This window comes from Pseudofrankia asymbiotica (assembly GCF_001983105.1).
GTDB lineage: Bacteria > Actinomycetota > Actinomycetes > Frankiales > Frankiaceae > Pseudofrankia > Pseudofrankia asymbiotica.
Window position 1 is genome coordinate 1 of record NZ_MOMC01000005.1, and the last position, 26,948, is coordinate 26,948.

Below are 26,948 nucleotides of genomic sequence, written 5' to 3' on the forward strand. Positions count from 1 at the left end.
CTGACCCCGCCGCGCCGACCCACCGGCACGGCCCACAGCCACGCCCCCGAACCGCCACCCACAGCAAGATCCCTAAACCAGGTGAATGTTTACGCCGGAAGCTGACCCGCGCACGTCGCCGAACTCCCGCGGCGCCGCCGACGGTTCCGGGAACACCTGACCAGTCGGGGCATATCGGCTTTTCGTGGAAATGCGGGCGCGGCGCGGCACAATCGGGCCAGGAGGCGGACGACCGTCCGCCCTGGACCGGGGGTGGCCTGTGCCGACCAAGGGGCCGACCGTCTTAACCGCGCACGGAACCGTCAGCGGTGCCGTCACCGACACCGGGATCCATGTCTTCAAGGGGATCCCCTACGCGGCCTCGATCGACGGTCCGGCCCGGTTCGCGGCGCCGGCGGAGCCGGAGCGCTGGGAGGGGACCCGGGAGGCGACCCGGTTCAGCCCCGGTGTGCCCCAGCCGGCGTTCATCGGTTCGCCGGAACCGTCGTGGCGGCCCGGCGACGGCGACGACTGCCTGACCGTCAACGTGTGGACGCCCGACCCGGGCGGCGCCGTTCTGCCGGTGCTGGTCTGGTTCTACGGTGGCGCGTTCATCATCGGCTCGGCGGCCCAGCCCGGCTACGACGGGGCGGCACTCGCCGGCGCCGGGGCCGTCGTGGTGACCCTCAACTACCGCGTCGGCCTCGAGGGCTTCGGCCGGCTGCCCGGCCGGCCCGGCAATCGCTGGCTCCTCGACCAGCTGGCGGCCCTGCGCTGGGTCCAGGACAACATCGCCCGGTTCGGCGGCGACCCCGGCAACGTCACGATCTTCGGCCAGTCGGCCGGCGCCACCTCGGTCGCCTGCCTGACCGCGGCGGACGCCGGGCGCGGCCTGTTCCGCCGGACGATCGCGCAGAGCTTCGCCGGCGTCGTCATGGCCGAGGACGAGGCCACGGCGGTCACGGAGCGTATCGCGGCGGCACTGGGCGTGCCGGCGACGGCCGAGGGATTCACCGGGGTCGCGCCCGAGGCCATCCACGCCGCGCAGGCCGTCCCCGGCGAGGTCACGCCCTTCGCGCCGATCGTCGACGGGGAGCTGGTGCTGGGCCAGCCGTGGGAACGGCTACGCGGCGAGGTCGACCTGCTGGTCGGCTTCACCCGCGACGAGTACCGGTTCTTCACCCTGATCGAGGGCCTGAAGGATGCCGACCCGGCCGCGACCGCCGAGCGCGCCGGCCTGCCCGCCTCCGCCCTGGCCGACTACCGCGCCGCCCACCCCGGCATCTCGGACCTCGACCTGCACACGCTGATCATGTCCGACGGCGTCTTCCGGATGCCGTCGCTGTGGTGCGCCCGCCGCCACCCCGGCCGCGCGTTCGGCTACGAGTTCACCTGGCCGTCGCCGGCGTTCGGCGGCCTGCTCGGGGCCTGCCACGCCGTCGACGTCGCGCTGACCTTCGGCAACCTCACCGGCGGGATGTCCGACATGCTGCTCGGCACGCCCACGCCCGAGGAGGCCGTGGTGCTCTCGAAGGAGATCCGCAGATCCTGGGTCGCCTTCGCCACCGACGGCGACCCGGGCTGGCCCGAGTTCGGCTCCGCCGGCCCAGCCGGCATCGCCCGCCGCTTCGACGTCCCGATCTCCCTGATCACCGACCCGGAGGCGGCATCCCGCCGCATCTGGGAACCAGTCCTGGGCTGACCCGCCCGGAGCTGGCGCACCACGACAGGAGCCCGTTGATCCCTGCGCGGAGTCCCGGAATCCCGGTCCGCACAGTTGCCACACAGCACCGCGCCGTCGACATGCAGGAGTACGACTCGCGCGGCCATGCGGATGGGTCCACCGGCGTGCGGTCCGGTCATGGACATCATCCTGACCCCTGGAATCTGCCACGCGAACGTAATCCAGGGCTTACGTGTCGTGAATGGCGCCTGGTGACGATCGAGGGATGGTGGGCCTCGAGTTTCGGCTGCTTGGCCGCGTCGAGATGTACCGGGACGGGCAACCGGTGGAGGTCGGTGGGCCCAAGCAGCGGGCCGTCCTCGCCTCGCTCCTGCTCCGAGCTCCCAGGGTGGTCTCGGTCGATCAGCTCATCGACGACCTGTGGGCGGAGCGACCGCCGGCCCGGGCGGCCGCCACGGTGCAGGTCTTCGTCTCGCAACTGCGCCGGGCGCTCGAACCAGAACGCTCCCGCGGTAGCGCGGCGACCGTCCTGGTCACGGCGTCTCCCGGCTACCGGCTCGACATCGAGCCCGGTGCCGTGGACGCGCATGCCTTCACCGAGCTGGTCACGCGCGGCCGGGAGGCGCTGCGCGCCCGGGACCCGGAGCGGGCGGCGTGGTCGCTGCTGCGCGCCGAGGCGATGCTGCGAGGCCCGGCGCTGGCCGATGTCCCGGCCACGCCGTTCGTCCAGGCCGCGGCGGCCCGGTTCACGGAACTGCACCTTGGCGCCGTCGAGGACCGGATCGACGCCGAGCTCTCCCTGGGCCGGCACGCCGCGCTGGTCGCTGAGCTGGAGCAGCGGGTGCGCCGGCACCCGCTGCGAGAGCGGCTCCGAGCACAGCTGATGCTCGGGCTGTACCGGTGCGGGCGGCAGGTGGAAGCGCTGGCCACCTATCGCGAGACCCGCCGGCTGCTCCATGACGAGCTGGGGCTGCGCCCGGGCGCCCGGCTGCGTGAGCTGGAGCAGGCGGTGCTGCGGCAGGATCCCGTCCTGGCCTGGCGTCCGCCGCCGCCGGCGCGGCCGGCGCGGCCGGCCATGCCAGCCACCGCGGCCGAGGTGACCGCGGCCGACATGGCCACGGCCGAGGTGGCGACGCCGAACCACGAGCCGTCGGATATCGAGCCGTCGGACCACGAGCCGTCGAACCACGAGCCGTCGGACATCGAGCCGTCGAACCATGAACCGCCGGACCGCGAGCCGCCGTCCGTGGATCAGCCAGGCAGGGTCCTGGTGGTCGATGACACGGCCATCAACCGCAAGCTCCTCGCGGCCGCGGTGGCCCAGCTCGGCCACGAGGTGGCGACGGCCGAGAACGGCCACCGGGCTCTCGAGATGCTGAGGGCCGCCGATGACCGTCCGCGGGACTGTCCGCGCGGGTTCGACATCGTCCTGCTGGATCTGCTCATGCCGGTGCTGGACGGGTACGCGACGCTGGCCGAGATCAAGGCGGATCCCGCGCTGGCGGCCATTCCGGTCATCATGGTGTCGGCTGTGCCGGAGCTGGAGAGTGTGGTGCGCTGCATCGAGCTGGGCGCGATCGACTACCTGCCGAAGCCGTACAGCTCGACGATGCTCCGGGCCCGGCTGCGCGCCTCGCTCCAGGCCAGGCGGTCGGTCGCCGAGCGGGAGACCGCGTTGCGGACCGAGATCGCCACTCTTCGCGCGGAGGTCTCCCGGGCTCGGATCGGCACCGGGCCCGAACACCCGTGAACCGCCGGCCGATGTCGCTGCGCGGTCTGGTCCGCAGCGGCGTCGGCATCGGCGTGGTCCTGCTGGCCGCGCTGTTGCTGGTCAGCCTGAGGGCCGAGAGCAGCACGCGGCGGGCGGCCGAGGCCGAGGCCAGGCGGTCGCAGTCGCTACGGCTGGCGTACGAGCTGCGGCAGACCTCCGACGACCTGACCCGGATGGCGCGGACGTACGTGGTCACGGGCCAGCCGCGCTACCGCGCCTGGTTCCAGGAGATCCTCGAGATCCGGGACGGCGCGGCGCCGAGACCGGAGAGCTACGACAACGTCTACTGGGACGTCGTGACCGACACCGGTCGGCGGCCGACGCCGTTCGGTCCCCCGGTCGCCTTCGCYACGCTGGCCGCGCGGGCCGGCTTCACCGGCCAGGAGCTGGGCCTGCTCGCCACGGCCAAGACGCGTTCGGACGCGCTGGCCACGGTGGAGAAGCAGGCGTTCGCCCTGGCCGCCCAGGGGAGCGCGGCGGGCCGTCAGCGGGCGACGGACATGCTCTTCGACGCGTCCTACCTGCGGGCCAAGGACGAGATCATGCAGCCGATCGGGCAGGTCCTGACGCTCGTCGACACCCGCACGGCCCGGGATACCGCGCGGGCCACGGATCAGGCTCGGGCCTGGTCCGTGGCCGCCATCACGGCGGCGCTGCTGCTCCTCGCGGGGATGGCGGTGTTCGCGGTCGTGACGCGCCGGGCGGTGCTCCTGCCGGTCGCGGAGCTCGACGCCGCGACGGCCCGGATCGCCGCCGGCGAGGCCGGCGTCCGGGCGCGGGTCGCGGGTGTCGGTGAGTTGCGTTCCCTGGCGAGGCGCTACAACGAGATGACCGAACGGGTCCAGGGGCGCTCCGCCGAGCTGCGGCTGCTGCACCAGGTCGCCGCCGCCGCGCACCGGGCCACCGACCTCTCCTCGGCCGCCACCGAGGTGGTCGACCTGGTCCGCGCGCACACCGGATGGCCGGTCGGCCGGACCTACCACCGATACGGTGGCCGGCTGGTGCCCCTGGCGACGTCCGCCGACCTCCACCCCGGTGTCGCCTCGACTGGGCCGTCAAGCCTGCCGGGTCGGGTACTCGCGACCGGGGAGGCCGTCTGGCTGCCCGAGCTCGCCTCCGAACCCGGGACAGCGCGGGGGCCCGGCGCGGGAGTCGCGGTCCCGGTGCGTACCGGCYGCGGCGAGAGCGCGGAGGTGGTCGCCGTGCTGGAGTTCCTCACCGCCGACCCCGCCGCCCCGGACTCCGCTCTGCTGGCTCTCCTGTCGGACGTGGCGGCCCAGCTCGGCCAGGTCGCCGATCGGGTACGCACCGCGGACGCGCTGCGGGACGCCGCGTCCACCGCCCAGAGCGCCAACGTCGCCAAGAGCGCCTTCCTGGCCACCATGAGCCACGAGATCCGTACCCCGATGAACGCGGTCATAGGCATGTCGGGGCTGCTCCTGGACGGCCGTCTCGACGCGGACCAGCGACACCTCACCGAGGTCGTCCACGACAGCGCGCACTCGCTGCTCCTACTGATCAACGACATCCTTGACTTCTCCAAGATCGAGGCCGGCCGTCTCAGCCTGGAACAGGTGCCGTTCCACGTCGCCGAATGTGTGGACGCCGCGATCGATCTCGTCTCGGCCGATGCCGGCGCCAAGGACATCGAACTGGCCTGCGACATCGAACCCGGCACGCCGGCGGCCATGGTCGGCGACCCGACGCGGATCCGGCAGATCCTGCTCAACCTGCTGAGCAACGCGGTGAAGTTCACCGAACGCGGAGAGGTGACGGTCACGGTCGGCGCGTCCCCTGGCGGCGCCGAAGGCACGCGCGAGTGGCGCTTCGTCGTGCGCGACACCGGCATCGGCATCCCACCCGAGCATCTGGAGTCGATCTTCGACTCGTTCACCCAGGTCGACGCGTCCACCTCGCGGCGCTACGGCGGGACCGGGCTGGGCCTGGCCATCTGCCGCCGGCTGTCCGCCCTCATGGGCGGGACGATCACGGCCGCTTCCCAGCCCGGCTCCGGCACCACCATGACCCTCACCGTGCCGGCGGCGGCGGCGACGTTGACGCGGCGGGATCCGGTGCCTGAGGACACCTCCGTCCTGGCCGGTGGGGAGGTGCTCATGGTGGGCGGCGACTCCCGGACCCGCGTCCTGGTGGGGAACTGGCTGGTCCGGTCCTGGCGGATGCGGATCACCAACACGGCCTCGACCGAGACCGCGCTGCGGTGGCTGCGCGCCGGACGCCGGTACGACGCGGTGATTCTTGATCACCACCCCCCTCGGGCGGACGGCCTTGCGTCGGCCAGGGCGCTGCGCGCCATCCCCGCCGGGGAGGACGTGCCGATCGTGCTTGTCACCTCCTTCGCCCGCCTCCCCGGGCCCGACGCCCCGCGCGGCATCGCGGTGGTGACCCGGCCGATCCGCCCAGCCCCGCTGTTCCGGGCGATGACCGCGGCGGTCGCCCGTCCGGCCGCCGCCGTCACGACGTCGGCGGGCCCGTCCACGGTCGGCGCCGCGGCTCCCGGGCCGGAGCGGGCGGAGGCCGGGGCCGGGGTCCCGCGGCTCCTGGTGGCCGACGATCACGCGGTGAACCAACGGCTGGTGCTTCTCCAGCTCACCGGGCTCGGCCATCGCGCCGATCTGGTGAGCAGCGGCGCCGAGGCGGTGACGGCGGTGCGGCGCGGACGCTACGACGTCGTGCTCATGGACGTCCAGATGCCCGGCATCGACGGCCTGGAGGCCACCCGCCGGATCCGGGCCCACTTCGGCGGCCGCGGGCCGTGGATCATCGCGCTCACCGCCAACGCGCAGCCGGGCGCGCGGGAGGCCTGCCTGGCGGCCGGCATGGACGACTACCTCACCAAGCCACTGATACCCGCCGACCTCATCGCCGCGCTGGCTCGGGCGCGGCCGCCGAGCGGCCAGCCCGTCCTGGATCCGGCCGCGCTGGAACGGCTGAGTGAGCTTCTCGGCGGGAACGCGGCGGCCCTGTCCGGCCTGATCGCCGACTTCCTGACGGACGCTCCGGCACTGGTGGGCACGCTGGCCGCGGCCAGTTCCGACCCCGACTCGGTGCACCGGGCCGCGCACACCCTGAAAGGCCTCGGCGCCAGCTTCGGGGCCACCGACCTGGCCCGGCTGTGCCGGCGAGCCGAGGCCCACACCGGCGCCGCGGGTGAGGTGAGCCCGCTGGCGCGGGAGATCGTCGCCGAACACGAACGCGTCGCCGGCGCCCTGCGCGCGCTCCGCTGAGGCCGTCGCGCCGCTGAGGCCCTCGGCTCGCTGACGCCGTCGGTTCGCGCGTACCGCTGAAACCGCCCCGCCTGGCGGTGGCCAGGGCACTTAACCGTTGCTTGGCGGTTGCTTAGCGGCCGGATGTTGGCTGTTCGGCAGGGGTCAGCGCCGCCCCCGTCGCCCGCCGCCCGTTGTTCCGGCGGCCTCGGACCCGCGCCCGCAGAAAGGCAGTCCGCGATGAGCACCGTCAGCCCCCCGCACGATCCCGCGACCCACCAGCCCGCCACTGGATCCGCGAAGGAGACCCTGGAGGACTACACACTCCGGTTCGCGCCGCGCAGTTACCGGCGCTGGGGCACGGGCATGGTCGCGATCTCGGCCCTTGGTGRCATCGCCTACCTCGCGGACTTCGCCATCGGGGCCAACATCGGCATCTCCTACGGAACGACGAACGCCTTGTGGGGCATCGCCGTCTTCGCCGTTGTGATCATCCTGACCGGATTCCCGTTGGCCTTTTATGCCGCCCGCTACAACCTGGATCTCGACCTGATCACCCGGGGTAGCGGCTTCGGCTACTACGGCTCGGTCGTCTCGAACGTGATCTTCGCATCCTTCACGTTCATCTTCTTCGCCCTGGAGGGCTCGATCATGGCCCAGGGCCTGAACCTGGGCCTCCACATCCCGCTGTGGATCGGCTACGCGACCTCCACGATCGTCATCTTCCCGCTCGTGGTCTATGGCATGAAGGTTCTCTCGACACTCCAGCTCTGGACGACACCGCTGTGGCTGGTGCTGATGGTGCTGCCGTTCGCCTACCTGCTGATCCRCCATCCCGACTCGATCAGCGCGTTCCTGGACTACGGCGGGCAGGACGGCAAGGGCGGGTTCGACCTCGGCTCGGTCTTCCTGGCGGCCGGCGTCTGCCTCTCGCTGATCGCCCAGATCGCCGAGCAGATCGACTACCTGCGCTTCATGCCGCCGCGCAMGCCGGAGAACTCGCGTCGCTGGTGGACCGCGATGGTGCTGGCCGGTCCGGGCTGGGTGTTCTTCGGCGCCATCAAGCAGATCATCGGCATGTTCCTGGCCGTCTACATCATCRCCAACGTCGCGGACGGCGCGGGCGTGGCCAACCAGCCGGTGCACCAGTTCCTGGAGATCTACCAGGACGTCCTGCCGCACTGGGCCGCGCTGGCCCTCGCCGTCGTGCTCGTCGTGATCAGCCAGGTAAAGATCAACGTTACCAACGCCTACTCCGGCTCGCTGGCCTGGACCAACTCGTTCACCCGGGTCACCAAGACCTATCCCGGGCGGCTGGTCTTCCTCGGCTTCAATCTGCTCGTGGCGCTGATTCTGATGGAGGCCGACATGTTCAGCTTCCTCAACACGATTCTCGCCTTCTACGCCAACTGCGGCATGGCCTGGGTGGTCGCGGTCGCCTCCGACATCGTGTTCAACAAGTACCTCCTCAAGATCTCGCCGCTGAAGCCGGAATTCCGCCGCGGCATGCTCTACGCCGTCAACCCGGTCGGCTTCGGATCGATGGTGCTGGCCGCGGGAATCTCGATCATCGACTTCTACGGTGGCCTCGGCTCCGGTCTCAAGCCCTACTCGCCGCTCGTGGCGATCGTGCTCGCCCTCGTCCTGCCGCCGATCCTGGCTGTCGCCACGAGGGGTAAGTACTACCTACGCCGCACGGACGACGGCATCGACCTGCCGATGTACGACGAATACGGCAATCCGTCAGGTGAGACCCTCACCTGCCACGTCTGCCGGCAGGAGTACGAGCGGCCGGACATGGTCAAGTGCGAGACGCACGACGCCTATATCTGCTCGCTCGACCTCTCGACCGACAAGGTCGGCGACCACGTGCTCCCGGCCCAGGTCTGACCCCCGGGCGCAGGCCTGACCGCCCGGCTCAGGCCGCGCATCTCAAAAGAATCTTGTAGTAGATGTTCAGGCTGGCGCCGGGCCCGGGGTCCTGACCGACGACTCTCGCCGTGACATCGGCTTCGGTGCACCCGTCGAGAACCACCCAGTCGAAGCCGGCCTCGTCGAGTGTCCGCTTCGCGTCCGGGACGGTCACCCCGGTGACGTTCGGCACCGTGACCACGGGCGGGGAGTACAGCGGGACCGGCGTCGTCTGCGCCGGTCCCGCTGGGGTGGTCCCGGTCGTTCGCGGCTCGTCGAGCGGTCCGGGCACCACTGACGTACGGAGCAGCGGCTGTTCAATGGTGCTGTTCGTCGGTCGGGGCGGTGTCGCGGGCGAGGTGGGGACGGGTGTCGTCGTGACGGCGCCCGGGGTCGATGGAGTCGCCGGGGCCGGTGTCGCGGTCGTGGTGTCGGAGGCCACCGGCGCGGCGACTGCCTCGCGGTCCGCGCTGGCGGGGCCGCCGCCGGTGCCGGCCGCGAGGACGACGGCGACTGTCGCGGCGGTGGTCGCGACGACGCCGGCGCCGATCGCGGACCCCCGGCGTCGACGCAGTGCGCCCGCTCGCCGCCTCACCCGCGGCAGCAGGGCGGGCGCCGGACCCGCCAGGTCCGCGAGTTCGGCAAGGGCCCGGTCGACCGCGGCGTCGCCAGCGTCGGAGCGTTCGCGCTCAGCCATGCGATCTTTCCTCCTTGTCTGGGGACGTGCGGTCACGAGCGGCCGGCGGGTCCTCGATGGCCGCGCGCAGCCGGGCGAGACCGCGGGAGGTCAGGCTCTTCACCGTGCCGACCCGGCAGTCCATCGCGGCCGCGGTCTCGGCCTCTGACAGCTGTACGTAGTGCCGCAGCACCACGGCCGAACGCTGCCGGGTGGGTAGCTCCGCCAGCGCTCGCGACAGCTGGTCAAGACGTTCGCTGCGGACGAAGGCGTCCGGGCCGGGCCGGTCGGGCAGCCGGGCGGTCGGCCGTTCGCGCATCAGCACCCGGCGCCACGAGCGCCGGTGAAGATTGACCATCACCCGGTAGGCGTAGGCGTCCGGCTCGCCCTTGGCGACGACCCGGCTCCACACCATCAACAGCCGCGCGAGCGTCTCCTGGACGAGGTCCTCCGCGGCCGCGTGCTGCCCGGTGAGGACGAACGCGGCGCGAAACAGCGCGTCGGAACGCGTCATGACGAACGTCTCGAAACCGTCCCGCGCTGGCGGTCCCACCACGAGCGTCTCCAGCGGGTCGTCGGACGGATGCCCAGAGCCGTCCGCGGAATCGCGGATGCCGGTCGACTTCACACCCGTATCAGTCTCGGCGGCGGCCGAAGGTTGCCGCCGCTACGAAGAAACCTCGGATACGCGGTCCGGGCCACATCCGCCGGGCGCCAGGGTGTTGAGCTTGTCGGGGTCGAGGATCAGGTCGATGGTGATGATCCGATCCTCGATGACGGTCATGCCGGCGACCGCGATGACGCCCGTCGCCGTCCGGGCGACTATGCCGGCGGTGCCGTTGACCAGGGCCAGCCGGCAGTGCCGCGCGAAGCGTGGGCCCTGGGCGGCGGCCTGGCGCGCGACGTCCACGGAGCCGGTGAGCAGGGCGGGCGCGAGCCGGGTGCGTGCGCCGGTGTCGACGCGGAAGACGACGTCGGGATGGAGCACCGCGACGAGGGCGTCAAAGCTGCCGGCGCGGGCGGCGGCCAGGAACGCCGTGACGACCTTGCGCTGGGTCGCGAGGTCGGTGTCCGGGACCGTCGGAGAGCCCTGCACCCGCCGCCGGGCCCGGCTGGCGAGCTGACGGGCGGCGGCGGGGGTGCGGTCCAGCATCGGGGCGATCTCCTCGAACGACATGGCGAACATGTCGTGCAGGACGAACGCCAGTCGTTCGGCGGGGGTGAGTGTCTCGAGCACGACGAGCAGGGCCAGGCCCACGGAGTCGGCGACCTCCGTCTGATGCGCGGGGTCGTCGACCTCGTCAAGGCCGAGGATCGGCTCGGGTAGCCGGGTGCCGACGTAGTCCTCCCGGCGGGCCTGGCGGGCGCGCAGCATGTCGACGCACACGCGGCCCACGACGGTTGTCAGCCAGCCGCCCAGGTTGCTGATGGTCTCGTCGTCCGAGCGGCTCAGCCGCAGCCATGCTTCCTGGACGGCGTCCTCCGCCTCGCTGAGTGAGCCGAGCATGCGGTAGGCGACCGCGTGCAGCTGTGGACGCTGTTGCTCGAACCGGTCGGCCAGCCATGTCGCATGATCCATCGGTCACATCCCTGGTCGGCTCGAATCCTTCCTAGCAATGACGGACGCGGCGGCGCCGATGTGACGGGCCGCCGTCCGGGCCGCGGCCAGGCCCGCCGCCGAATCTCGCCGCCCGGATCCCGCGGTGCGGCGGTGCGGCGGTGCGGCGGTCACATTCGGCCGCCGCGATCCGACAGACAGGTGACAGCCACCCGATGGCTGACGTCAGTCGGCGGCCAGGGACGGCCGCCACCAGGAGGGATCTTGACGTGGACTCCATCACCAGCGATCCAGGGGCGGACCGCCCAACTGTGACGCGCCGGCCGGCTGAGCGTGGCGCGGGCGCCCTGGCCACCGCACCGGCCACCGCTCCGGTCGCGGGAATCGGTGGCAGCGCCAGGCCCGAGGCCGCCGCCGCATCGTTTCTCGCGACCCGCCGCGGCAAGTTCACGCTGGCCCTGCTGTGCGCGGTCGCCTTTCTTGACTTCGTCGACGCGTCGATCGTCAACGTGGCGCTGCCCGACATCCGGACCGATCTCGGCTTCTCGACGCAGAGCCTCCAGTGGGTGCCAAGCGGCTACCTGCTGACCTACGGCGGCTTCATGTTGCTGGGCGGCCGCCTCGCCGACCTGCTTGGCCGCCGCCGCGTCCTGGTCACGGGGACCGCCCTGATCGGGATCTCCTCGTTCGTCGGTGGGCTGGCCGAGGACCCCGGGCTCCTGATCGGCGCGCGGCTCGCCCAGGGCGTCGGCGCCGCGATGATGCTGCCCGCCGCGCTGTCGATCCTCACGACAACCTTCCAGGAAGGCGCGGATCGGCACAGGGCGCTCGGTATGTGGGGCGGGGTCGGCGGGCTCGCGTCGGCCGTCGGGGTCTTCCTCGGCGGCCTGCTGACCGACGGGCCCGGTTGGCGCTGGGTGTTCTTCGTCAACCCAGTGGCCGCCGCGCTGGTGCTGCCGGGCATCTTCCGGCTGATCGACGGCGATCGGCGTGGCACCAGRCAGACGAAGTTCGACCTGGTCGGCAGCGTCCTGGTCACCGGCGGCATGCTGCTGCTCGTCTTCGCGCTGGTGAAGGCGCCCGATCAGGGCTGGGGCTCGGCGCGCACGATCGGCGAACTCGCCGGCGCGGCCGTGCTGCTACTCGCGTTCCTGGTCAACGAGCGCCACCACCAGACCCCGCTGCTGCCACTGTCGGTCTTCCGGATCAGGGGTCTCGCGGCCGCCGACATCGCCGGGCTGATCGCCTTCGCGGGCCTCATCGCGATGTTCTTCTTCCTCACGCTCTACATGCAGAACGTCCTCGGATATTCGCCGATCAGGACCGGCGCGGCCTACCTCCCGCTCTGCTTCGGCGTCGGGGTCGCGGCCGGCATTTCCTCGCAACTGCTCACCCGGGTGGGCACCCGACCGGTCATCGTCGCCGGCGCGTTGCTCGCGTCCGGCGGCCTGTACCACCTGTCCAGGATTCCCGTCGACGGCTCCTATCTGACCGACCTGTTCCCCGGCCTCATGATCGTGTCGTTCGGGCTGGGCGCGGTGTTCGTCGGCGTGACCACCGCGGCCAACGCGGGCGTGTCCGCCGACAAGGCCGGGCTGGCCGCCGCGCTGCTGAACGCCTCGCAGCAGGTCGGTGCCGCGCTGGGTCTCGCGATCTTCTCCGCGGTAGCCACCTCGCGCACCAACCACATGCTGGCGCGGCACGCACCAGTGCCGAACGCGCTCACCTCTGGATTCCACCGCGCGCTCCTGACCGGCAGCGCCTTCCTGCTCGTCACCGCCGTCATCGCGCTGCGCACCGCCAACGCGCATGGCGAGGCCCCGCGGGCCGCGGTGCCCGAACCGGTCTGACCCTGACCTCCGCCAGCGGTGGGCGCCGCGGTGTCACCACGCCGCGGGAAGGCCCACGCCGCTGGAAAGCCCACGCCGCGGGAAGGACCGCGTAGCGGGCACCCCTGTCGTGTCGGCCTCGGCAGGGGTGCCCGTCGGCCATCGCCGGCGACTGGTGGGACTGAGCCTGGCCGCCGCCGGCCAGGCCAGATCAGGCCGTCGTCAGCGCTTGGCGCGGTACTGGACCTGGATCTCGGTGAAGCCGGCGAGACCCCAGGGGCCGTTCTCGACGCCGAGGCCGCTCCACTTGAACCCGCCGAAGGGCTGGTGCGGGCCGAGGGCGACGTGCGTGTTGACCCAGGCGGTGCCGCAGTCGAGTTGTTCGGCGACGGCGGCGGCGCGGTCGGGGTCGGCCGACCAGACAGAGCCGGACAGGCCGTACATGGTGGCGTTGGCGCGGGCGACGACCTCGTCGACGTCGCGGTAGGCGATCACCGGCAGCGCCGGGCCGAACTGCTCCTCGTCGACGATGCGGGTGCCCTCGGCGGCGCCGGTGAGCACGGTCGGCTGGAAGAAGTAGCCGGGCCCGTCGATCGGGGCGCCGCCGGTGGCCGCCTTCGCGCCGCCCTCGAGCGCCTCGGCGACGATGCCGGACACCCGCTCGAACTGGGGGCGGTTCTGGATCGGGCCGAGTTCGGACGCCGGGTCCATCCCGTCGCCGACCTTGACCCGCGCGACCCGGGCGGCCAGTGCGTCGACGACGTCGTCGTGCAGCGACTCGGGGACGTAGAGGCGCTTGATGGCCGAGCAGACCTGGCCGTTGTTGTCGAAGGCGCCGCGGAAGAGCTTCTCCGTGATGACGGCCGGGTCGGCGTCGTCGAGCACGATCGCGGCGTCGTTGCCGCCGAGCTCCAGGGTGACGCGCTTGAGGTCGGGGGCGGCGGAGGCGGCGATGTGCTTACCGGTGGCCACGGACCCGGTGAAGCTGATCTTGCGGGGAACGGGATGGGAGGTCATCCACTTGCCGAGCTCGTCACCGCCGGAGACGACGTTCAGGACGCCCGGCGGGAGGACCTCGGCCAGGATCTCGCCCATCAGCAGCGTGCTGCGGGGCGTGAACGGCGAGGGCTTGAGAACCATCGTGTTGCCGGCGAGCAGCGCGGGACCGATCTTCCACGACGACAGCACGATCGGGAAGTTCCACGGGGTGATGGCGGCGACGACCCCGACGGGGCGGCGCACCACCTCGGCGTACGCCCGGGCGTCGTCCTGGATGACCTCGCGGTTGACCTCCAGGTCGGCGAAGTACTTCAGCCACATGCTCGCGGCCAGCGGCTCCATCTGCGCGGCCTTCAGCGGCTTGCCCTGCTCGGCGGTCAGGACCGGGCCGATCCGGTCCGCCGCCGCGGCGAGCCGAGCCGCGGCCTCCCGCAGCGCGGTGCGCCGGGCGCCCTCGTCCTTGCGCCAGTCGGTGAAGGCCTTGGCCGCGGCGGCGAACGCCTCGTCGAGCTGCTCCCGGGAGCAGTCCGGCGCGTCGGCGTGGACCGCGCCGGTCGCCGGGTTCACGACGCCGAAGGTCGACGGGGCGGCCCGGCGCTCCCCGTCGATGATCATAGAAACGTCGGACATGAGTTCCTCCGCATCTGGCACTGGAGCGCCGGCCCGTGCCACTGAAACTGTGCTGAAATCTGACTAACGTGCGCGCTGGTCGCGCGTCAACCGACGCGCGGCACCGGCGGTGTGTCGCGTCAAGCGTGCCCGTGGCCGCGCGGGCCGCGCTGGCCGCGCGGGCCGCCCGGGAAACAGGCAGCCGCGTCCGGTCGGGACGCGAGAACGCCACGAGGCCGCCGTCCGCGTCCGACACGGCGAGGGAGCGCGCATGGGCTGGGACTTCGAGACGGACGCCGACTTCCAGGCGGAGCTCGACTGGATCGACGAGTTCGTGCGTCAGGAGGTGCAGCCGGTCGACCTGGTGGTCGCGAACGCGCGGGACCTGAATGATCCGCTGCGACGGGAGCTGGTTCCGCCGCTGCAGGAGAAGGTCCGCGAACGTGGCCTGTGGGCCTGCCATCTCGGCCCGCACCTGGGCGGTCCGGGGTACGGGCAGGTCAAGCTGGCGCTGATGCACGAGATCCTGGGCCGGTCGCACGCCGCGCCGGTGGTGTTCGGCTGCCAGTCGCCCGACTCGGGCAACGCGGAGATCCTCGCCCGCTATGGCACCGACGATCTGCGGAAGCGCTACCTCGAGCCGCTCGTCGCCGGCGAGATCATGTCGTCGTTCTCGATGACCGAGCCGGGGGGCGGCAGCGACCCGACCCAGTTCGTCACCCGTGCCGAGCTCGACGGCGACGAATGGGTGATCAACGGGGAGAAGTGGTTCTCCAGCCATGCCCGGTACGCGTCGTTCCTCATCGTGCTCGCGGTCACCGACCCCGACGCGCCGAAGCACCGCCGCCAGTCGATGTTCGTCGTCCCGGCCGAGACCCCGGGAGTCACGATCCTGCGCAACGTCGGGGTCGCGGGCCACGAGGAGATGGAAGGGGCGCACGCGTACATCCGCTACGAGGACGTGCGGGTGCCCGTCGACCACCTGCTCGGCGAGCGCGGGCAGGGCTTCGCCGTCGCGCAGACCAGGCTCGGCGGCGGTCGCGTCCACCACGCCATGCGGACCGTCGGGCTGGTGCGCGAGGCGTTCGCGATGATGTGCGAACGGGCGCTGAGCCGGTTCACCAAGGGTGAGCCGCTCGCCCGCAAGCAGCTCGTGCAGGCGATGATCGCCGACTCGTGGATCGAGATCGAGCAGTTCCGGCTGCTCGTGCTGCGCACCGCCTGGCGGATCGATCGCTACAACGACTAYGACCGTGTGCGCGCCGACATTCACGCGGTGAAGGCGGCGATGCCCAAGGTCCTGCACGACGTCGCCGCGCGGGCGGTGCAGATACACGGCTCGCTGGGTATCTCGAACGAGATGCCATTCGGCGCCTGGGTGCTGGAGAGCTTCCAGATGGGGCTCGCCGACGGCCCGACGGAGGTCCACCGAACGGCGCTCGCTCGCACGTTGCTGGCGCGGTTCGAGCCGGCCGAGGGCCTCTTTCCGTCGGGGCACCTGCCGGCCCGCCGCGCCGCCGCGCGCGAGCGGTTCGCCGAGCAGATCGAGCGGGCCGTCCATGGTGGCTGAGTCCATGGTGGCGATGCGGACAGAGCCGGCTCGCGGCATGGCGCCGGCCAGCTGGGCGAGGATGGCATGACCGAGACGCCAGCGCCGGGCATCCCGCCCGAGGTGGCGCCCGTCCGCCCCGGGCAGGAGCTGGACTGGGACAGGATCCGGGACTATCTGGCCCCGCGGCTCGACGTCGACGGGCCGATGGCCGTGGCGCAGTTCCCGAACGGGTCGGCCAACCTCACCTACCTGGTGAGTTTCGGTGACCGGCGTTTCGTCCTGCGGCGCCCCCCGTTCGGCGTCATAGCGCCGGGGGCTCACGACATGCGCCGCGAGCACCGGGTGCTCTCCCGGCTGTGGCGGGTCTATGACCGAGCGCCGCGCGGATTCCTGTTCTGCGACGACGCGGACGTGGCCGGCAGCGACTTCCTGGTCTCGGAATACCGCCCCGGCATCGTGGTGTGGGGGGTGATCCCGCCCGAGCTGGGCGGACGCGCCGCCGCGCGCCAGCTGGGGCTCGCGACCGTCGACGCGCTCGCGGACCTGCACGCGGTCGACCCGGCGGCCTGCGACCTGGACCGGCTCGGGCGTTCCGATGGTTTTCTCGAGCGGCAGCTGTCCGGATGGCGTGACCGCTGGGGCCGGGTCGCCCAGTGGGCCGACCCGGCGCACGACGCGGCGATGGTGAGCGCCGCCGACCTGCTGTCCCGCCGCCTGCCCGCCAGCCAGGTGGCGGCGCTCGTGCACAACGACTTCAAGGTCAACAACTGTCAGTTCACGTCCGGTCGCCCCGACCGGGTCACCTCCGTCTTCGACTGGGACATGGCCACGCTCGCCGACCCGCTGGCCGACCTGGGCACGCTGTTGAGCTACTGGCCCGACCCGGCGGACACGGGCGACGACCATGCCATACACGACCCCGGTATGGAGACGCTGGGCCTGCCGACCCGTGCGGAGGTGGTCGACCGCTATGCCGTGCGCAGCGGCCTCGACCTGACCGCCATCGCCTGGTACGAGGCGTTCGCCTGCTGGCGGATCGCCGTCATCTGCCAGCAGCTCTATGCCCGCTACGCCCGCGGTGAGTCGACCGACGAACGGATGGCCTCCCGCGGGGAAAGGGTCGGAATGCTCTCCCGCCGCGCCCTGCGGATCCTGACCGAAAGCCGGCCCACCTGAAGACCATGTATTGACGGGGCGCAGCCACGGGTATGGCCTAAACGTGGGGATCCGGCCGAGAGGGCGTCGCACACGGGAAAACCAGCCATGAGGGAGGGCCTGAGATCCGTGCGCGTCCTGGTTCGATCCTGCCTCGCGATGACAGACCATGCGAGGACCCGGGCGCGACGACCGCCGCCTGTCCGGTCATTGACGGATGGGCGACAGTTCAGGGCTGTGCCCATGAGATCGGCCGGAAATTAGCCACGGCGTGCCCGGAGAGTGCGCGCGATATGCCGCCCGGTGAGGGAGCGGACGCGCAGGGCGACGCCCCCTTTTGGCCATTGTCGGAATGTAGTTCTATTGATGGGAATGGAAATCCGGTGTGACGCACTCCCCACCRGGCCTCACGGTCGCCGCCCAGTGCGATCTCCGCCGCCGGCTATGCTCCGATTTGGTCGAGCGAATGCCAATTGCAATCACGGGGACGAGGGCTTCGGTAGTGCGTGATCTTTACTGGGACCCGTTCGACAAGGCGATCGACGTGGACCCGTACCCGGTCTGGCGGCGGCTGCGTGACGAGGCGCCCGTTTACCGCAACGACCGCCTCGATTTCTACGCGCTGTCCCGGCACGAGGACATTGACGCCGCCCACCGTGACCCGGCGACTTTCAGCTCCGTCTACGGCACGGTGCTGGAGATCATGAGCTCGGAGCCGATGGACACCGGCTTCATGATCTTCAAGGACCCGCCGGCGCACACCGCGATCCGCCTGCTGGTCTCCCGGGCGTTCACCCCGCGGCGCATCGCCGAGCTGGAGCCCTACATCCGGTCGGTGTGCGCCGAGCTGCTCGACCCGCACCTCGGCTCCGCCGGCTTCGACTACGTCCAGGACKTCTCCGCCCAGCTGCCGTCGAGGGTCATGTCCGAGCTGCTCGGCGTCGACCCGGCGGACCGCGAGGAGATCCGCCGGACGATCGACCAGGCGTTCCACATCGACGAGAACAAGGGCATCGTCAACGACATCTCGTTCGGCGCCCAGATCAAGTTGTACGACTACTTCGGCGACGCGATCGAGTCCCGGCGGACGAAGCCGCGCGACGACATGATGACCGCGCTCGTCGAGGCGGAGATGCGCACCGAGGACGGCGGCACCCGCCGGCTGACCATCGAGGAGGCGACCGACTTCGCCTGCCTGCTCGTCAGCACCGGGACGGAGACCGTCGCCCGACTGGTCGGCTGGGCGGGCCTCATCCTCGCCGAGAACCCGGACGCGCGCGCCGACCTCGTCGAGGACCCGGGACTGATCCCGAACGGCGTCGAGGAGCTGCTGCGCTACGCCGCGCCGTCGGCGGTGCAGGGCCGTACCGCCATCCGGGACGTCGAGCTGCACGGCGTGACGATCCCGGCGAAGTCCAGGGTGCTGCTGCTGACCGCGTCCGCCGGCCGCGACGAGCGCAGGTTCCCCGACCCGGACCGGTTCGACATCCGCCGCAAGGTCGACGGCCACGTCTCCCTCGGCCACGGGATCCACTTCTGCCTCGGCGCGGCGCTCGCCCGGCTGGAGACGCGGGCCGCCCTGGAGGAGACGCTGCGCCGCTTCCCGAAATGGGAGATCGACCGGGACGGCCTCGAGATGCTGCACACCAGCACCGTCCGCGGCCACAAGCGCCTGCCCATCACCCTGTAGCGCCGTCACCCGCCCGACAACGACGAAAGGCGCCTGTCCGGATGCGCGGACARGCGCCTTTCGCGCGACCAGGCTCCACCTGCTGTCGCCGGCGTGGCGCCGGCAGCCCGGGAAGAACCCCGCGAACGATCCGAAAAGATCAGGGAATACGGCCGCCACCGGTACGCGACCGTCGTCCGCCATCGTGGTGAACCCGAACGGGCGTATTCCCGCGCGCCTTCATTCCGTGGATTGTCAGGGTACCTCGTTCTAGTATCGGTTCATGACCGCGATGACCGCGCCGGTGGGTCACCTGACCTGGCCGGAGCGTATGGACGAGCTGGCCGCCGCGCATCCGGAACTCATTGCGCTGACGACCACGGCATTAGGTGGCGAGACGCTGACGTGGGGTGAGGTCGCGCGGCGAAGTAATCTGGTCGCCGCCCGGTTGAACGGTTTTGGGATACGGCCCGGGGATGTCGTCTGCGTCGAGCTGCCCAATCGCGCCGCGCATGTCGTCTGCACTCTTGGCGCGTGGCGACTGGGCGCGACCGTGCTGCCGCTGCGCCCGGACCTGCCACTGCCCGAGCGCCGGCGGTTGCTCGAGCTGGCCAGTCCGGCCGTGGTCGTGGTGGATGGCCGGCCCGGCGCCGACCGGGAGGTGGCCGCCGACGAGCTGGCGCGCGCCGACGGCGCCGACCGGCCCGCGGCGTTTCCGCCGGTCGTGGCGAGTCCGGCGTGGCTCATAGCGTCGGGAGGGTCGACCGGGGCGCCGAAACTGATCGCCTCCTCGGCGTCGACGGTCGTGCCCTCCGGAGCGCGAGCGGTCGGCGCCGCGCTTTTCGCGGACACCGCCGGGACTCATCATCCCGTCAACCTGGTCTGCTCGCCGCTTTACCACACCCAGGGCTTCGCGATGCTGCACCACACCCTCGTGGACGGTTACCGGAACGTTCTCGTGTCCCGGTTCGACGCGGAGCGCGTGCTCGACCTCATCGAGCAGGAAAGGGTCGCCATGGCGGCGTTCGTGCCGACCATGCTGATCCGGTTGTCGCGCAGCCCGGGTGTCCGCGAGAGAGACCTTTCCAGCCTCAGCCGGGTAATCCAGGGTGCTGGTGCCTGCCCGGAGTGGGTGGTTCGAGAATGGATCGACCTCGTCGGCCCGGAGCGCTTCATCATGGGCTATGGGTCCTCGGAGGGAGTCTGCAGCGCGCAGATCCGCGGGGATGAATGGCTGCGGCATCCGGGCAGCGTCGGGCGCCCGACGGGAACCGAGGTCCTGGTCGTCGACGAGAACGGAGCGGAACTGCCGGCGGGGGAGGTGGGCGAGCTCTACTTCCGCCCGGTCCAGGGAAGGCGGGATGTCCGCTATGTCGGCCAGGTCGCGCCGCGCACCCGGCCCGGCGGCTACATCTCCATCGGCGACCTCGGCCGGCTGGACGAGGACGGTTATCTCTACATCGCCGACCGCCGCACCGACATGGTCGTGACCGGCGGGGCCAACGTCTACGTCTCCGAGGTCGAGGCCGTGCTGCTGCGGCACCCGGACGTCGAGGACGCCGTGGTGATCGGCCTGCGCGACGCCGAGTGGGGCCGGCGGGTGCACGCGATCATCCAGCCGAGGCCGGAGGCGAGCCGGGACGKGCTCGCGGACACGCTCCGCTCCCACTGCAAACGGCATCTCGCCGGCTACAAGGTCCCCAGGACGTTCGAGCTCGTCGACGACCTCGGCCGCGCCGACTCCGGCAAGATCAACCGAAGCGCCCTCGCCGGGCTCAGGGAGATCCCCGAGTAATGAGTTCATGATCACCGTGAGCGTGTCGTCGCGGTCGTGATCTGGCGGAATCCGCGACGACGACGACACGGTCGCGGTGATCTGACGGACGTTGACGGGGCGGTGCCCGGCGGATCCAGGCGGATCCAGGCGGATCTAGGCGGCGCCGGGCCAGTAGCCGCGGGTGCGTAGGTGTTCGGCGGTGACGGCGGCGCAGGAACGGACGTGTTCCTCGCTGATCCGCGCCGTCGCCGGCACGTCGCCCGCCTCGATCGCGTCGAGCATCCGCCCGCGGTAGGTCGCCTCGTTGCTTACCCACCCGGGCGCGTCGAAGTAGAAGCTGCCCTGCAGCGCGCCGCCGAGGAACCGCAGGATCGTGTCGAGGCGCGGCGATCTCCCGGCGTTCGCGATCACGTGGAAGAACCGGCGGTTGAGGGCCTGTATCTGGGCCACATCGCCGGTCGCGGCGATCTGCTGGTGCAGCCGGCGGAGCTCCGCGAGCTCCGCCGGCGTCAGCCTCTTGACCGCCCGTTTCGCCGTCATTCCCGACACCAGCGCGACCACCTCGTAGTGGTCTTCGATGTCCTCGGCGGTCACCTCGGCCACGAACGCGCCGCGGCGGGGTATGGCGTCGACGAAGCCCTTCTGCGCCAGCTCGATGAGGGCCTCGCGGACCGGGGCGCGGCTGATCCCCAGCGTGTCCGCGATCTCGTCCTGGTCGACCTTGCTGCGGGGCGGGAGCGCGCCGGAGACGATCGCGTCCCGGATGAAGTCGGCCGCCTCGTCCTTGAGGTTGCCGTAGGCCCGCCGACCCGAGGCGAACCTGCGGATCGCGCTCGGGTCGACGTCGTGTGTGCTCACGAATGGCTCACGCGGTCGGTCGACGCCGTCGACGTGACGAGCACCGTTCCCACCTCCGTCACGACACCGCGGGGTAGCCGCTCGACTCGGCGATCTCCGCCGCCTCCCGCATGTACTTGACCACGTACCCGCCGAAGTCCTCGAGCTTCGGGTCGCCGTTCGCGCGCTGGTATCCCTGCTCGAGCACGATCGCGAGTTTCCATTTTGCCAGTACGAGGTAGTAGTCGAAGTCGTCGACCTGCCGGCCCGACCGTTCGGCGTAGAACGCGAGGAGCGCGGACCGGGACGGCATGCCGACGAGGTACTCGTTGTCCGAAGGCCCGGTGGGGTCCTCCGGCCAGCTGTGCAGCGCCCAGGCGACATCCAGCTTCGGGTCGCCGACCGTGCCCATCTCCCAGTCGAGGATGGCCGCGAGCCGCCCGGGCGCGCCGTGGCGGAACATCACGTTCGGGAACTGGTAGTCCCCGTGCATGATGCCCGGCACGAAGTCGAGCGGCCGGTGGTGGGCGAGCCAGGCGGTCGCCTCGTCCAGTCCGGGGACCTCGCGGGCCCGGATCCGCTGGTAGAAGCGGGTCCAGCGCTCGACCTGCCGGTCGTGGTAGCCGTCGGGCCGCCCGAGGTCACCGAGGCCGCGGGCTCTCCAGTCGACGGCGCCCATCAGCACGATGCCGTCGATGAGCTCGTAGGCCAGCTCGCCGCGGGCGGCGAGGTCGGTGTCGAACGGCGGCGCCCACCAGCCGGGCGTGTTCATCACCGACCAGCCGTCGACCACGTCCATGAGGTAGAACGGACGGCCGATCACGCTCGGGTCGTCGCAGGCCGCGATGGCGTCGGCGACCGGCACGTCGGTCCCGGTGAGCGCCTCGATGAGCCGCCACTCCCGCAGGATCCCGGCGTCACGCTCGGCCGGCGCCGCCGCGGGCGGCCTGCGCAGAGCCGCGCTGAAGTCACCCCGGCGGACCTCGAAGATCTCGTTCTGCCGCCCGCCCGACAGCAGCCGGGCCTGGACCGCCACGCCCTGCCCCGGCAGGTCGCGTGCGTCCATCCAGCGCCCCAGCGCCTCGACGTCGATGGTCGGCGCGTCGCTCGGCACAGCGGCTCGCGCCAGGTCGGCGGAGCCGCTCTGGGAGGTGGTGCTCACTGGTTCGCGTCCTCGACCTCGGCCCCGGCCTCCAGGAACTCCGCGTACTTCTTGCGGGCGTGCTCCTGACGGACCGGCAGCCAGGCTGTCGGCCACAGCCCCTCGGCCGGCTTGCCCTCCTTCAGCACCGCGCGGGCGACCGTCAGCCGGTGCACCTCGGTGGGGCCGTCGGCGAGGCCGAGGATCATCGAGCCGGAGAACCACTCGTTCAGCGGCAGGTCRCTCGTCGTCCCGAGGGCGCCATGCACCTGCAGGGCCCGCTGGGTGATGTTGTGCATCACCTGCGGGGTGAGGACCTTCACCGCGGCGATGTCGTGCCGCACGGCCTGGTAGTCCTTCATCTTGTCGATCCGCCAGGCCACGTAGAGGACGAACAGGCGGAACTGCGTCAGCTCGGCGTACGAGTCGGCGATGTAGTTCTGCACCGACTGCTTCTTGGCGAGCAGGCTGCCGCGGGTCTCCCGGCTCAGCGCCCGCTCGACCATCATGTCCAGCGCCCGCCGGGCCTGGCTCACGGTACGCATGGCGTGGTGGATGCGCCCGCCGCCGAGCCGGGTCTGGCTGATGGCGAAGGCCTGCCCCTCGCCGCCGAGGATGTTCTCGGCCGGCACGCGGACGTCGGTGAAGCGGACCAGGCCGTGCGTGCCCTCACCGACCGGCTCGTGGCCGAACAGCGCCATGTTGCGCTCGATCACGATGCCAGGCGTGTCGGCCGGCACGATGAACATCGACGCCCCGCGGTGGATGTCGACGTCGGGGCTCGTCACGGTCATGACGATGTAGAACGCGGCCCACTTGGCGTGCGAGGCCATGAACTTCAGACCGTTGATCACCCACTCGTCGCCCTCGCGGACGGCGGTGGTGGTGAAGACCCTCGGGTCGGAGCCGCCCTGGGGCTCGGTCATGGCGAAGCAGGAGACGATGTCGCCGTCGAGCAGCGGCTGCAGGTAGCGGCGCTTCTGCTCGTCGGTGCCGTAGTGGGCGAGGATCTCCGCGTTGCCGGTGTCGGGCGCCGCGGTGCCGAAGATGACCGGGCCCCAGGCCGCGCGCCCGATGAGCTCGTTCAGGAGGGCGAGCTTGACCTGGCCGTAGCCCGGGCCGCCGAGCTCGGGGCCGAGGTGGCAGGCCCAGAGCCCGTGGTCACGCACCTGCTGCTTGAGGGGCCCGACGATGCGGGCCAGCGTCGGGTCGATCGGCCGCTCGAACACCTTGTGCCGCCACAGCGCGTCGAGGGGCTCGACCTCCTCGCGCACGAACTGCTCGGCCCAGTCCAGCTTCTCCTGGAACTCGGGCTCGGTCTCGAACTCCCACACTGCGTACCTCCCGAGGATGGCCTAACCACTTTCTCAAGTAGCAAGTAGCAAATATATTATCTGGCTATGACGTCCGACGCGAGCCCTCCGCCGGTCCGGACCCCCCTGCCGGCCCGCCCCCTCCCGGCCCTCRACGACCTCAACGCCAGCTACTGGACCGCCGGCCGGGACGGCGTCCTGYGGATCCAGCGGTGCGAGGACTGCGCCTCCCTGCTGCACCCGCCCCAGCCGGTGTGCTGCTACTGCCACTCCGACCGACTCGGCGTCGCCGAGGTCAGCGGGCTCGGCACCCTCGTCGGCGTCACCACGAACCACCAGCCCTGGGAGCCGGCGTTCCCGCCGCCGTTCGTCATCGGCTCGGTCGCCCTGGACGAGGACCCGCGCGTCCGGCTGATCGCGAACCTGGTCGACGTGGCGCTGGACGAGGCGGCTGTCGGGCAGCGCTTCCGCGTCCGGTTCGAGCCCGTCGAGGACGTGTGGCTGCCGGTGTTCGCGCCGGTCCGGGACGACGCCGGCGCCCCTGTGACCGGCGGACTGCCCGACGACCCGATCGCCCCCGGCGAGCACGCCCGGCACGTCCGGCCGATGGCGCGGGCCGACAAGTTCGAGGACCGGGTCGCGATCACCGGCATCGGCATGTCGCCGGTCGGCCGGCGGCTCATGCTGCCGCCGATCACACTCGCCGTGGCGGCGGCGAAGTCGGCGGTCGCCGACGCGGGCCTCGATCTGTCGGACATCGACGGGCTGTCGACGTTCCCGGGTGGCGAGCTGATCGGCGGCTTCACCGAGGGCGGCGTGACGGCGGTCGCGGACGCGCTCGGGATCCGCCCGACCTGGTACAACGGCGGCTCGGAGACGTTCGGCCCCGGCGGCGCCGTCGTCGCCGCGATGCTCGCCGTCGCCAGTGGCCTGGCCCGTCACGTCCTGTGCTTCCGGACGGTGTGGCAGGCCACCTACGCCGCCCAGCAGCGGGCGGCCAACCCGGGAGGCGGCAGCCCGTACGGTATCGGCCGCACCGGCCGGGTGGCCGGCCCGCAGGGGTACGTCGCCCCGTACGGAGTCGGCTCGGTCGCCCTCAACCTCGCGATGATCGCCTCGAACTACTTCCACCGCTACGGCGCGACGCGTGAGGCGCTGGGCTGGATCGCGATCAACCAGCGGGCCAACGCGGCGCTCAATCCCGATGCCGTGTACCGCGAGCCCATGACCATGGACGACTACCTGGGCGCCCGGATGATCACGACGCCGTTCGGGCTGTACGACTGCGACGTGCCGATGGACGCGAGCCTCGCCGTCGTCGTCTCCGCGGTGGAGACGGCCCACGACCGCCCCAAACCGCCGGTCCTGGTCGAGGCGGTCGGCACCCAGATCACCGAGCGCTTCCTGTGGCATCAGAGCACGATGAGCCACGAGCCGCAGACCCTCGGGCCGTCCGCGCACCTGTGGTCGCGCACGTCGCTGCGGCCGGCCGACGTCCAGGTGGCCGAGCTGTACGACGGGTTCTCCTTCAACTGCCTGTCCTGGCTGGAGGCCCTCGGGTTCTGTGGCATCGGCGAGGCCGCCGACTTCGTCGCCGGTGGCCACAACATCGCCCTCAAGGACGGGGTCGTGGCGCTGAACACCCACGGGGGCCAGCTCTCGGCCGGTCGCACGCACGGCATGGGAATGATCCACGAGGCGGTGGTCCAGCTGCGCGGCGAGGGCGGGGCCCGCCAGGTCGACGGTTGCTCGGTCGCCGCGGTCAGCACCGGCGGCCTCGCTCCGGCCGGCGCGATCCTTCTTCGGAGGTCCTGAATGGACGTGCCCTGCCCGTTACCCATGCGGGCGACGGATCTTTACCACACCTGCATCGTTGTCGACGATCTTGTCGCGTCGATGGCGCAGCTCACCCGGCTGGCGGGCTACCGCTGGATGCCGGCGGTCGAGCACCCGACGGCGGTGTGGACGCCGGCGGGGGAGACGACCGTGCTGCTGCGGATGGTGTACTCGCTGGACGAGCCGATGTTGGAGCTCATCGAACAGGTCCCCGGCACGACCTGGATGCCGTCGAACGGCGGCGCGATCCACCACATCGGCTACTTCGTCGACGATCTCGTCGCCTCCTCCCGGGCGCTGGCCGACGCCGGGCTTCCCCTGGAGACCTGCGGATCCGGGCCGACCCACCCGAGCGGGTTCGCCTACCACACGACCAGCGCCGGCCTGCGCATCGAGGTCGTCAACCGGTCGGTGCTGCGGGACATGCGGACGCTGCTGTCGGCAGCGTCGACCGCGAACGAGGAGGCGAGCGCGTGAAGGCCGTCCGTAACGCCCCGCCTGGCGTCGAGGTCGTGGAGGTCGACGAGCCGGCGGGGGACGGCGAGCTGGTCAGGGTGGCCGCCGTCAGCATCTGCGCGTCCGACTTCCTGTACCTGCGCTACGGGAGCCGGCAGATCGCCGGCCACGAGATCTCCGGCACCCTGGCCGACGGCACCGCCGTCGCCGTCGAGGCGATCACCGGCTGCGGGAACTGCCCGCACTGCGACGCGGGCGACTACCAGTTCTGCGCGACGCTGCTGACCAGCGCGCCCGGCATGACCGCGCCCGGCGGGATGAGCGAGTACTTCCGCGCGCCGCGCCGCGCGCTCCTGCCCCTGCCAGCCGGCCTGGCTGTGTGGGACGCCTGCCTGGTCGAGCCCGGCTCGGTCGCCTGGCACGCCTGCCGGCTGGGCGGCGTCGGGCCCGGATCCCGGGTCGCCGTCGTGGGCGCCGGGGGCATCGGCATTCTGGCCGCCGCGGCGGCCCAGGCCCTGGGCGCCGCCGAGGTGTCCGTCGAGGCCCGCCACCCCCACCAGCACGAGGCCCGCGAACGGATCGGCGCGACAGCGCCGAGCGGCCTGTACGACGTCGTGGTCGAGACCGGCGGGAACGAGGGCGCGCTGCACCGGGCCATCGAGCTGGCCCGCCACCGGGGGAGCGTCGTCTACGCCGGGATTCTGGAGGACGTGCGGCTGCCCCATGCGCAGCTCGCGCTGAAAGAGGTCGCGCTGCGCCCGTCGCTCGGCTACAGCGCCCACGACGGCCGTCGGGAGTTCGCCGAGGTGGCCGACATGCTCGCGTCCCGACCCGACCTGCCCGACCTGCTGATCTCGCACCGCTACCCGATCGACGACGCCCCCGCCGCCTTCGACACCGCCCGGGACCGCTCCAGGGGCGTCTTCCGCGTCGTCGTCGAACCTTGACCCATTTCATCAATCGGCGCCGGCG

At 71.6% G+C, this 26,948-nt stretch carries 19 protein-coding genes; 12 read left to right on the top strand and 7 right to left on the bottom strand.

The window, feature by feature from the left end; all coding sequences use genetic code 11:
* Positions 1 to 259: 259 nt before the first annotated feature.
* The 4 genes from BL253_RS01600 (at position 260) to BL253_RS01615 (ending at position 8,548) form a co-directional block, all read left to right on the top strand.
* Entirely contained in the window at positions 260 to 1,681 is a 1,422-nt protein-coding gene (locus BL253_RS01600; RefSeq protein ID WP_076812885.1) for a carboxylesterase/lipase family protein, read from the top strand.
* A gap of 247 nt (positions 1,682 to 1,928) precedes the next feature.
* Complete coding sequence (locus BL253_RS01605; RefSeq protein ID WP_076812887.1) at positions 1,929 to 3,413, top strand: BTAD domain-containing putative transcriptional regulator; 1,485 nt, start codon at positions 1,929 to 1,931, stop codon at positions 3,411 to 3,413.
* Positions 3,414 to 3,424: 11 nt separating this feature from the next.
* Positions 3,425 to 6,679 (top strand): hybrid sensor histidine kinase/response regulator, encoded by a 3,255-nt coding sequence (locus BL253_RS01610; RefSeq protein WP_131831432.1) that lies wholly within the window; start codon positions 3,425 to 3,427, stop codon positions 6,677 to 6,679.
* 219 nt (positions 6,680 to 6,898) lie between these two features.
* The gene (locus BL253_RS01615) at positions 6,899 to 8,548 is read left to right on the top strand and encodes a purine-cytosine permease family protein (RefSeq protein ID WP_076812892.1); all 1,650 of its coding nucleotides are present in this window, start codon (positions 6,899 to 6,901) and stop codon (positions 8,546 to 8,548) included.
* Positions 8,549 to 8,576: 28 nt separating this feature from the next.
* On the opposite strand, the gene BL253_RS01620 is transcribed toward BL253_RS01615, so the two are convergent.
* The 3 genes from BL253_RS01620 to sigJ are packed head-to-tail and all read right to left on the bottom strand — an operon-like array spanning position 8,577 to position 10,824.
* On the bottom strand, positions 8,577 to 9,266 hold the full coding sequence (locus BL253_RS01620; RefSeq protein ID WP_076812895.1) for a PASTA domain-containing protein: 690 nt from the start codon (positions 9,264 to 9,266) through the stop codon (positions 8,577 to 8,579).
* Positions 9,259 to 9,873: a SigE family RNA polymerase sigma factor gene (locus tag BL253_RS01625; protein WP_241834422.1), complete on the bottom strand. Its 615-nt coding sequence runs from the start codon at positions 9,871 to 9,873 to the stop codon at positions 9,259 to 9,261. Before BL253_RS01625 ends, BL253_RS01620 begins: the two co-directional genes overlap by 8 nt.
* Positions 9,874 to 9,912: 39 nt before the next feature.
* On the bottom strand, positions 9,913 to 10,824 hold the full coding sequence (gene sigJ, locus BL253_RS01630; protein WP_076812897.1) for an RNA polymerase sigma factor SigJ: 912 nt from the start codon (positions 10,822 to 10,824) through the stop codon (positions 9,913 to 9,915).
* A 248-nt stretch (positions 10,825 to 11,072) separates the two neighbouring features.
* On the opposite strand from sigJ, the gene BL253_RS01635 reads away from it, so the two are divergent.
* Complete coding sequence (locus BL253_RS01635; RefSeq protein ID WP_241834423.1) at positions 11,073 to 12,653, top strand: MFS transporter; 1,581 nt, start codon at positions 11,073 to 11,075, stop codon at positions 12,651 to 12,653.
* A gap of 201 nt (positions 12,654 to 12,854) precedes the next feature.
* On the opposite strand, the gene BL253_RS01640 is transcribed toward BL253_RS01635, so the two are convergent.
* Positions 12,855 to 14,261, bottom strand: a complete 1,407-nt coding sequence (locus tag BL253_RS01640) for an aldehyde dehydrogenase family protein (protein WP_076812900.1) — start codon at positions 14,259 to 14,261, stop codon at positions 12,855 to 12,857.
* A 250-nt stretch (positions 14,262 to 14,511) separates the two neighbouring features.
* Between BL253_RS01640 and BL253_RS01645 the strand changes: the two genes are divergently transcribed.
* The 4 genes from BL253_RS01645 to BL253_RS01660 all read left to right on the top strand — a co-directional run bounded on the left by BL253_RS01645 (position 14,512) and on the right by BL253_RS01660 (position 20,411).
* Entirely contained in the window at positions 14,512 to 15,810 is a 1,299-nt protein-coding gene (locus tag BL253_RS01645) for an acyl-CoA dehydrogenase family protein (RefSeq protein WP_076812903.1), read from the top strand.
* Between the two features lie 66 nt (positions 15,811 to 15,876).
* On the top strand, positions 15,877 to 16,968 hold the full coding sequence (locus BL253_RS01650; RefSeq protein ID WP_076812904.1) for a phosphotransferase family protein: 1,092 nt from the start codon (positions 15,877 to 15,879) through the stop codon (positions 16,966 to 16,968).
* A 481-nt stretch (positions 16,969 to 17,449) separates the two neighbouring features.
* On the top strand, positions 17,450 to 18,637 hold the full coding sequence (locus BL253_RS01655; RefSeq protein ID WP_076812907.1) for a cytochrome P450: 1,188 nt from the start codon (positions 17,450 to 17,452) through the stop codon (positions 18,635 to 18,637).
* 262 nt (positions 18,638 to 18,899) lie between these two features.
* The gene (locus tag BL253_RS01660) at positions 18,900 to 20,411 is read left to right on the top strand and encodes a class I adenylate-forming enzyme family protein (protein WP_076812908.1); all 1,512 of its coding nucleotides are present in this window, start codon (positions 18,900 to 18,902) and stop codon (positions 20,409 to 20,411) included.
* 135 nt (positions 20,412 to 20,546) lie between these two features.
* Here BL253_RS01660 and BL253_RS01665 read toward each other — a convergent pair whose 3' ends face one another.
* From BL253_RS01665 to BL253_RS01675, 3 genes are all read right to left on the bottom strand, one after another.
* The gene (locus BL253_RS01665) at positions 20,547 to 21,251 is read right to left on the bottom strand and encodes a GntR family transcriptional regulator (RefSeq protein ID WP_076812911.1); all 705 of its coding nucleotides are present in this window, start codon (positions 21,249 to 21,251) and stop codon (positions 20,547 to 20,549) included.
* A gap of 58 nt (positions 21,252 to 21,309) precedes the next feature.
* Positions 21,310 to 22,296 carry a phosphotransferase family protein gene (locus BL253_RS01670; RefSeq protein WP_198946128.1) on the bottom strand — a complete coding sequence of 329 codons (987 nt, stop codon included), beginning with the start codon at positions 22,294 to 22,296 and terminating at the stop codon, positions 21,310 to 21,312.
* A 92-nt stretch (positions 22,297 to 22,388) separates the two neighbouring features.
* Entirely contained in the window at positions 22,389 to 23,705 is a 1,317-nt protein-coding gene (locus BL253_RS01675) for an acyl-CoA dehydrogenase family protein (protein WP_076812914.1), read from the bottom strand.
* Between the two features lie 66 nt (positions 23,706 to 23,771).
* Between BL253_RS01675 and BL253_RS01680 the strand changes: the two genes are divergently transcribed.
* From BL253_RS01680 to BL253_RS01690, 3 genes are read left to right on the top strand one after another with little or no spacing between them, the layout of a single operon-like run.
* Positions 23,772 to 25,499: a thiolase C-terminal domain-containing protein gene (locus BL253_RS01680; protein WP_076812916.1), complete on the top strand. Its 1,728-nt coding sequence runs from the start codon at positions 23,772 to 23,774 to the stop codon at positions 25,497 to 25,499.
* Positions 25,500 to 25,997: a VOC family protein gene (locus BL253_RS01685; RefSeq protein ID WP_076812919.1), complete on the top strand. Its 498-nt coding sequence runs from the start codon at positions 25,500 to 25,502 to the stop codon at positions 25,995 to 25,997.
* Positions 25,994 to 26,923 carry a zinc-dependent alcohol dehydrogenase gene (locus BL253_RS01690; RefSeq protein ID WP_076812921.1) on the top strand — a complete coding sequence of 310 codons (930 nt, stop codon included), beginning with the start codon at positions 25,994 to 25,996 and terminating at the stop codon, positions 26,921 to 26,923. Before BL253_RS01685 ends, BL253_RS01690 begins: the two co-directional genes overlap by 4 nt.
* The last annotated feature ends 25 nt before the right edge of the window (positions 26,924 to 26,948 follow it).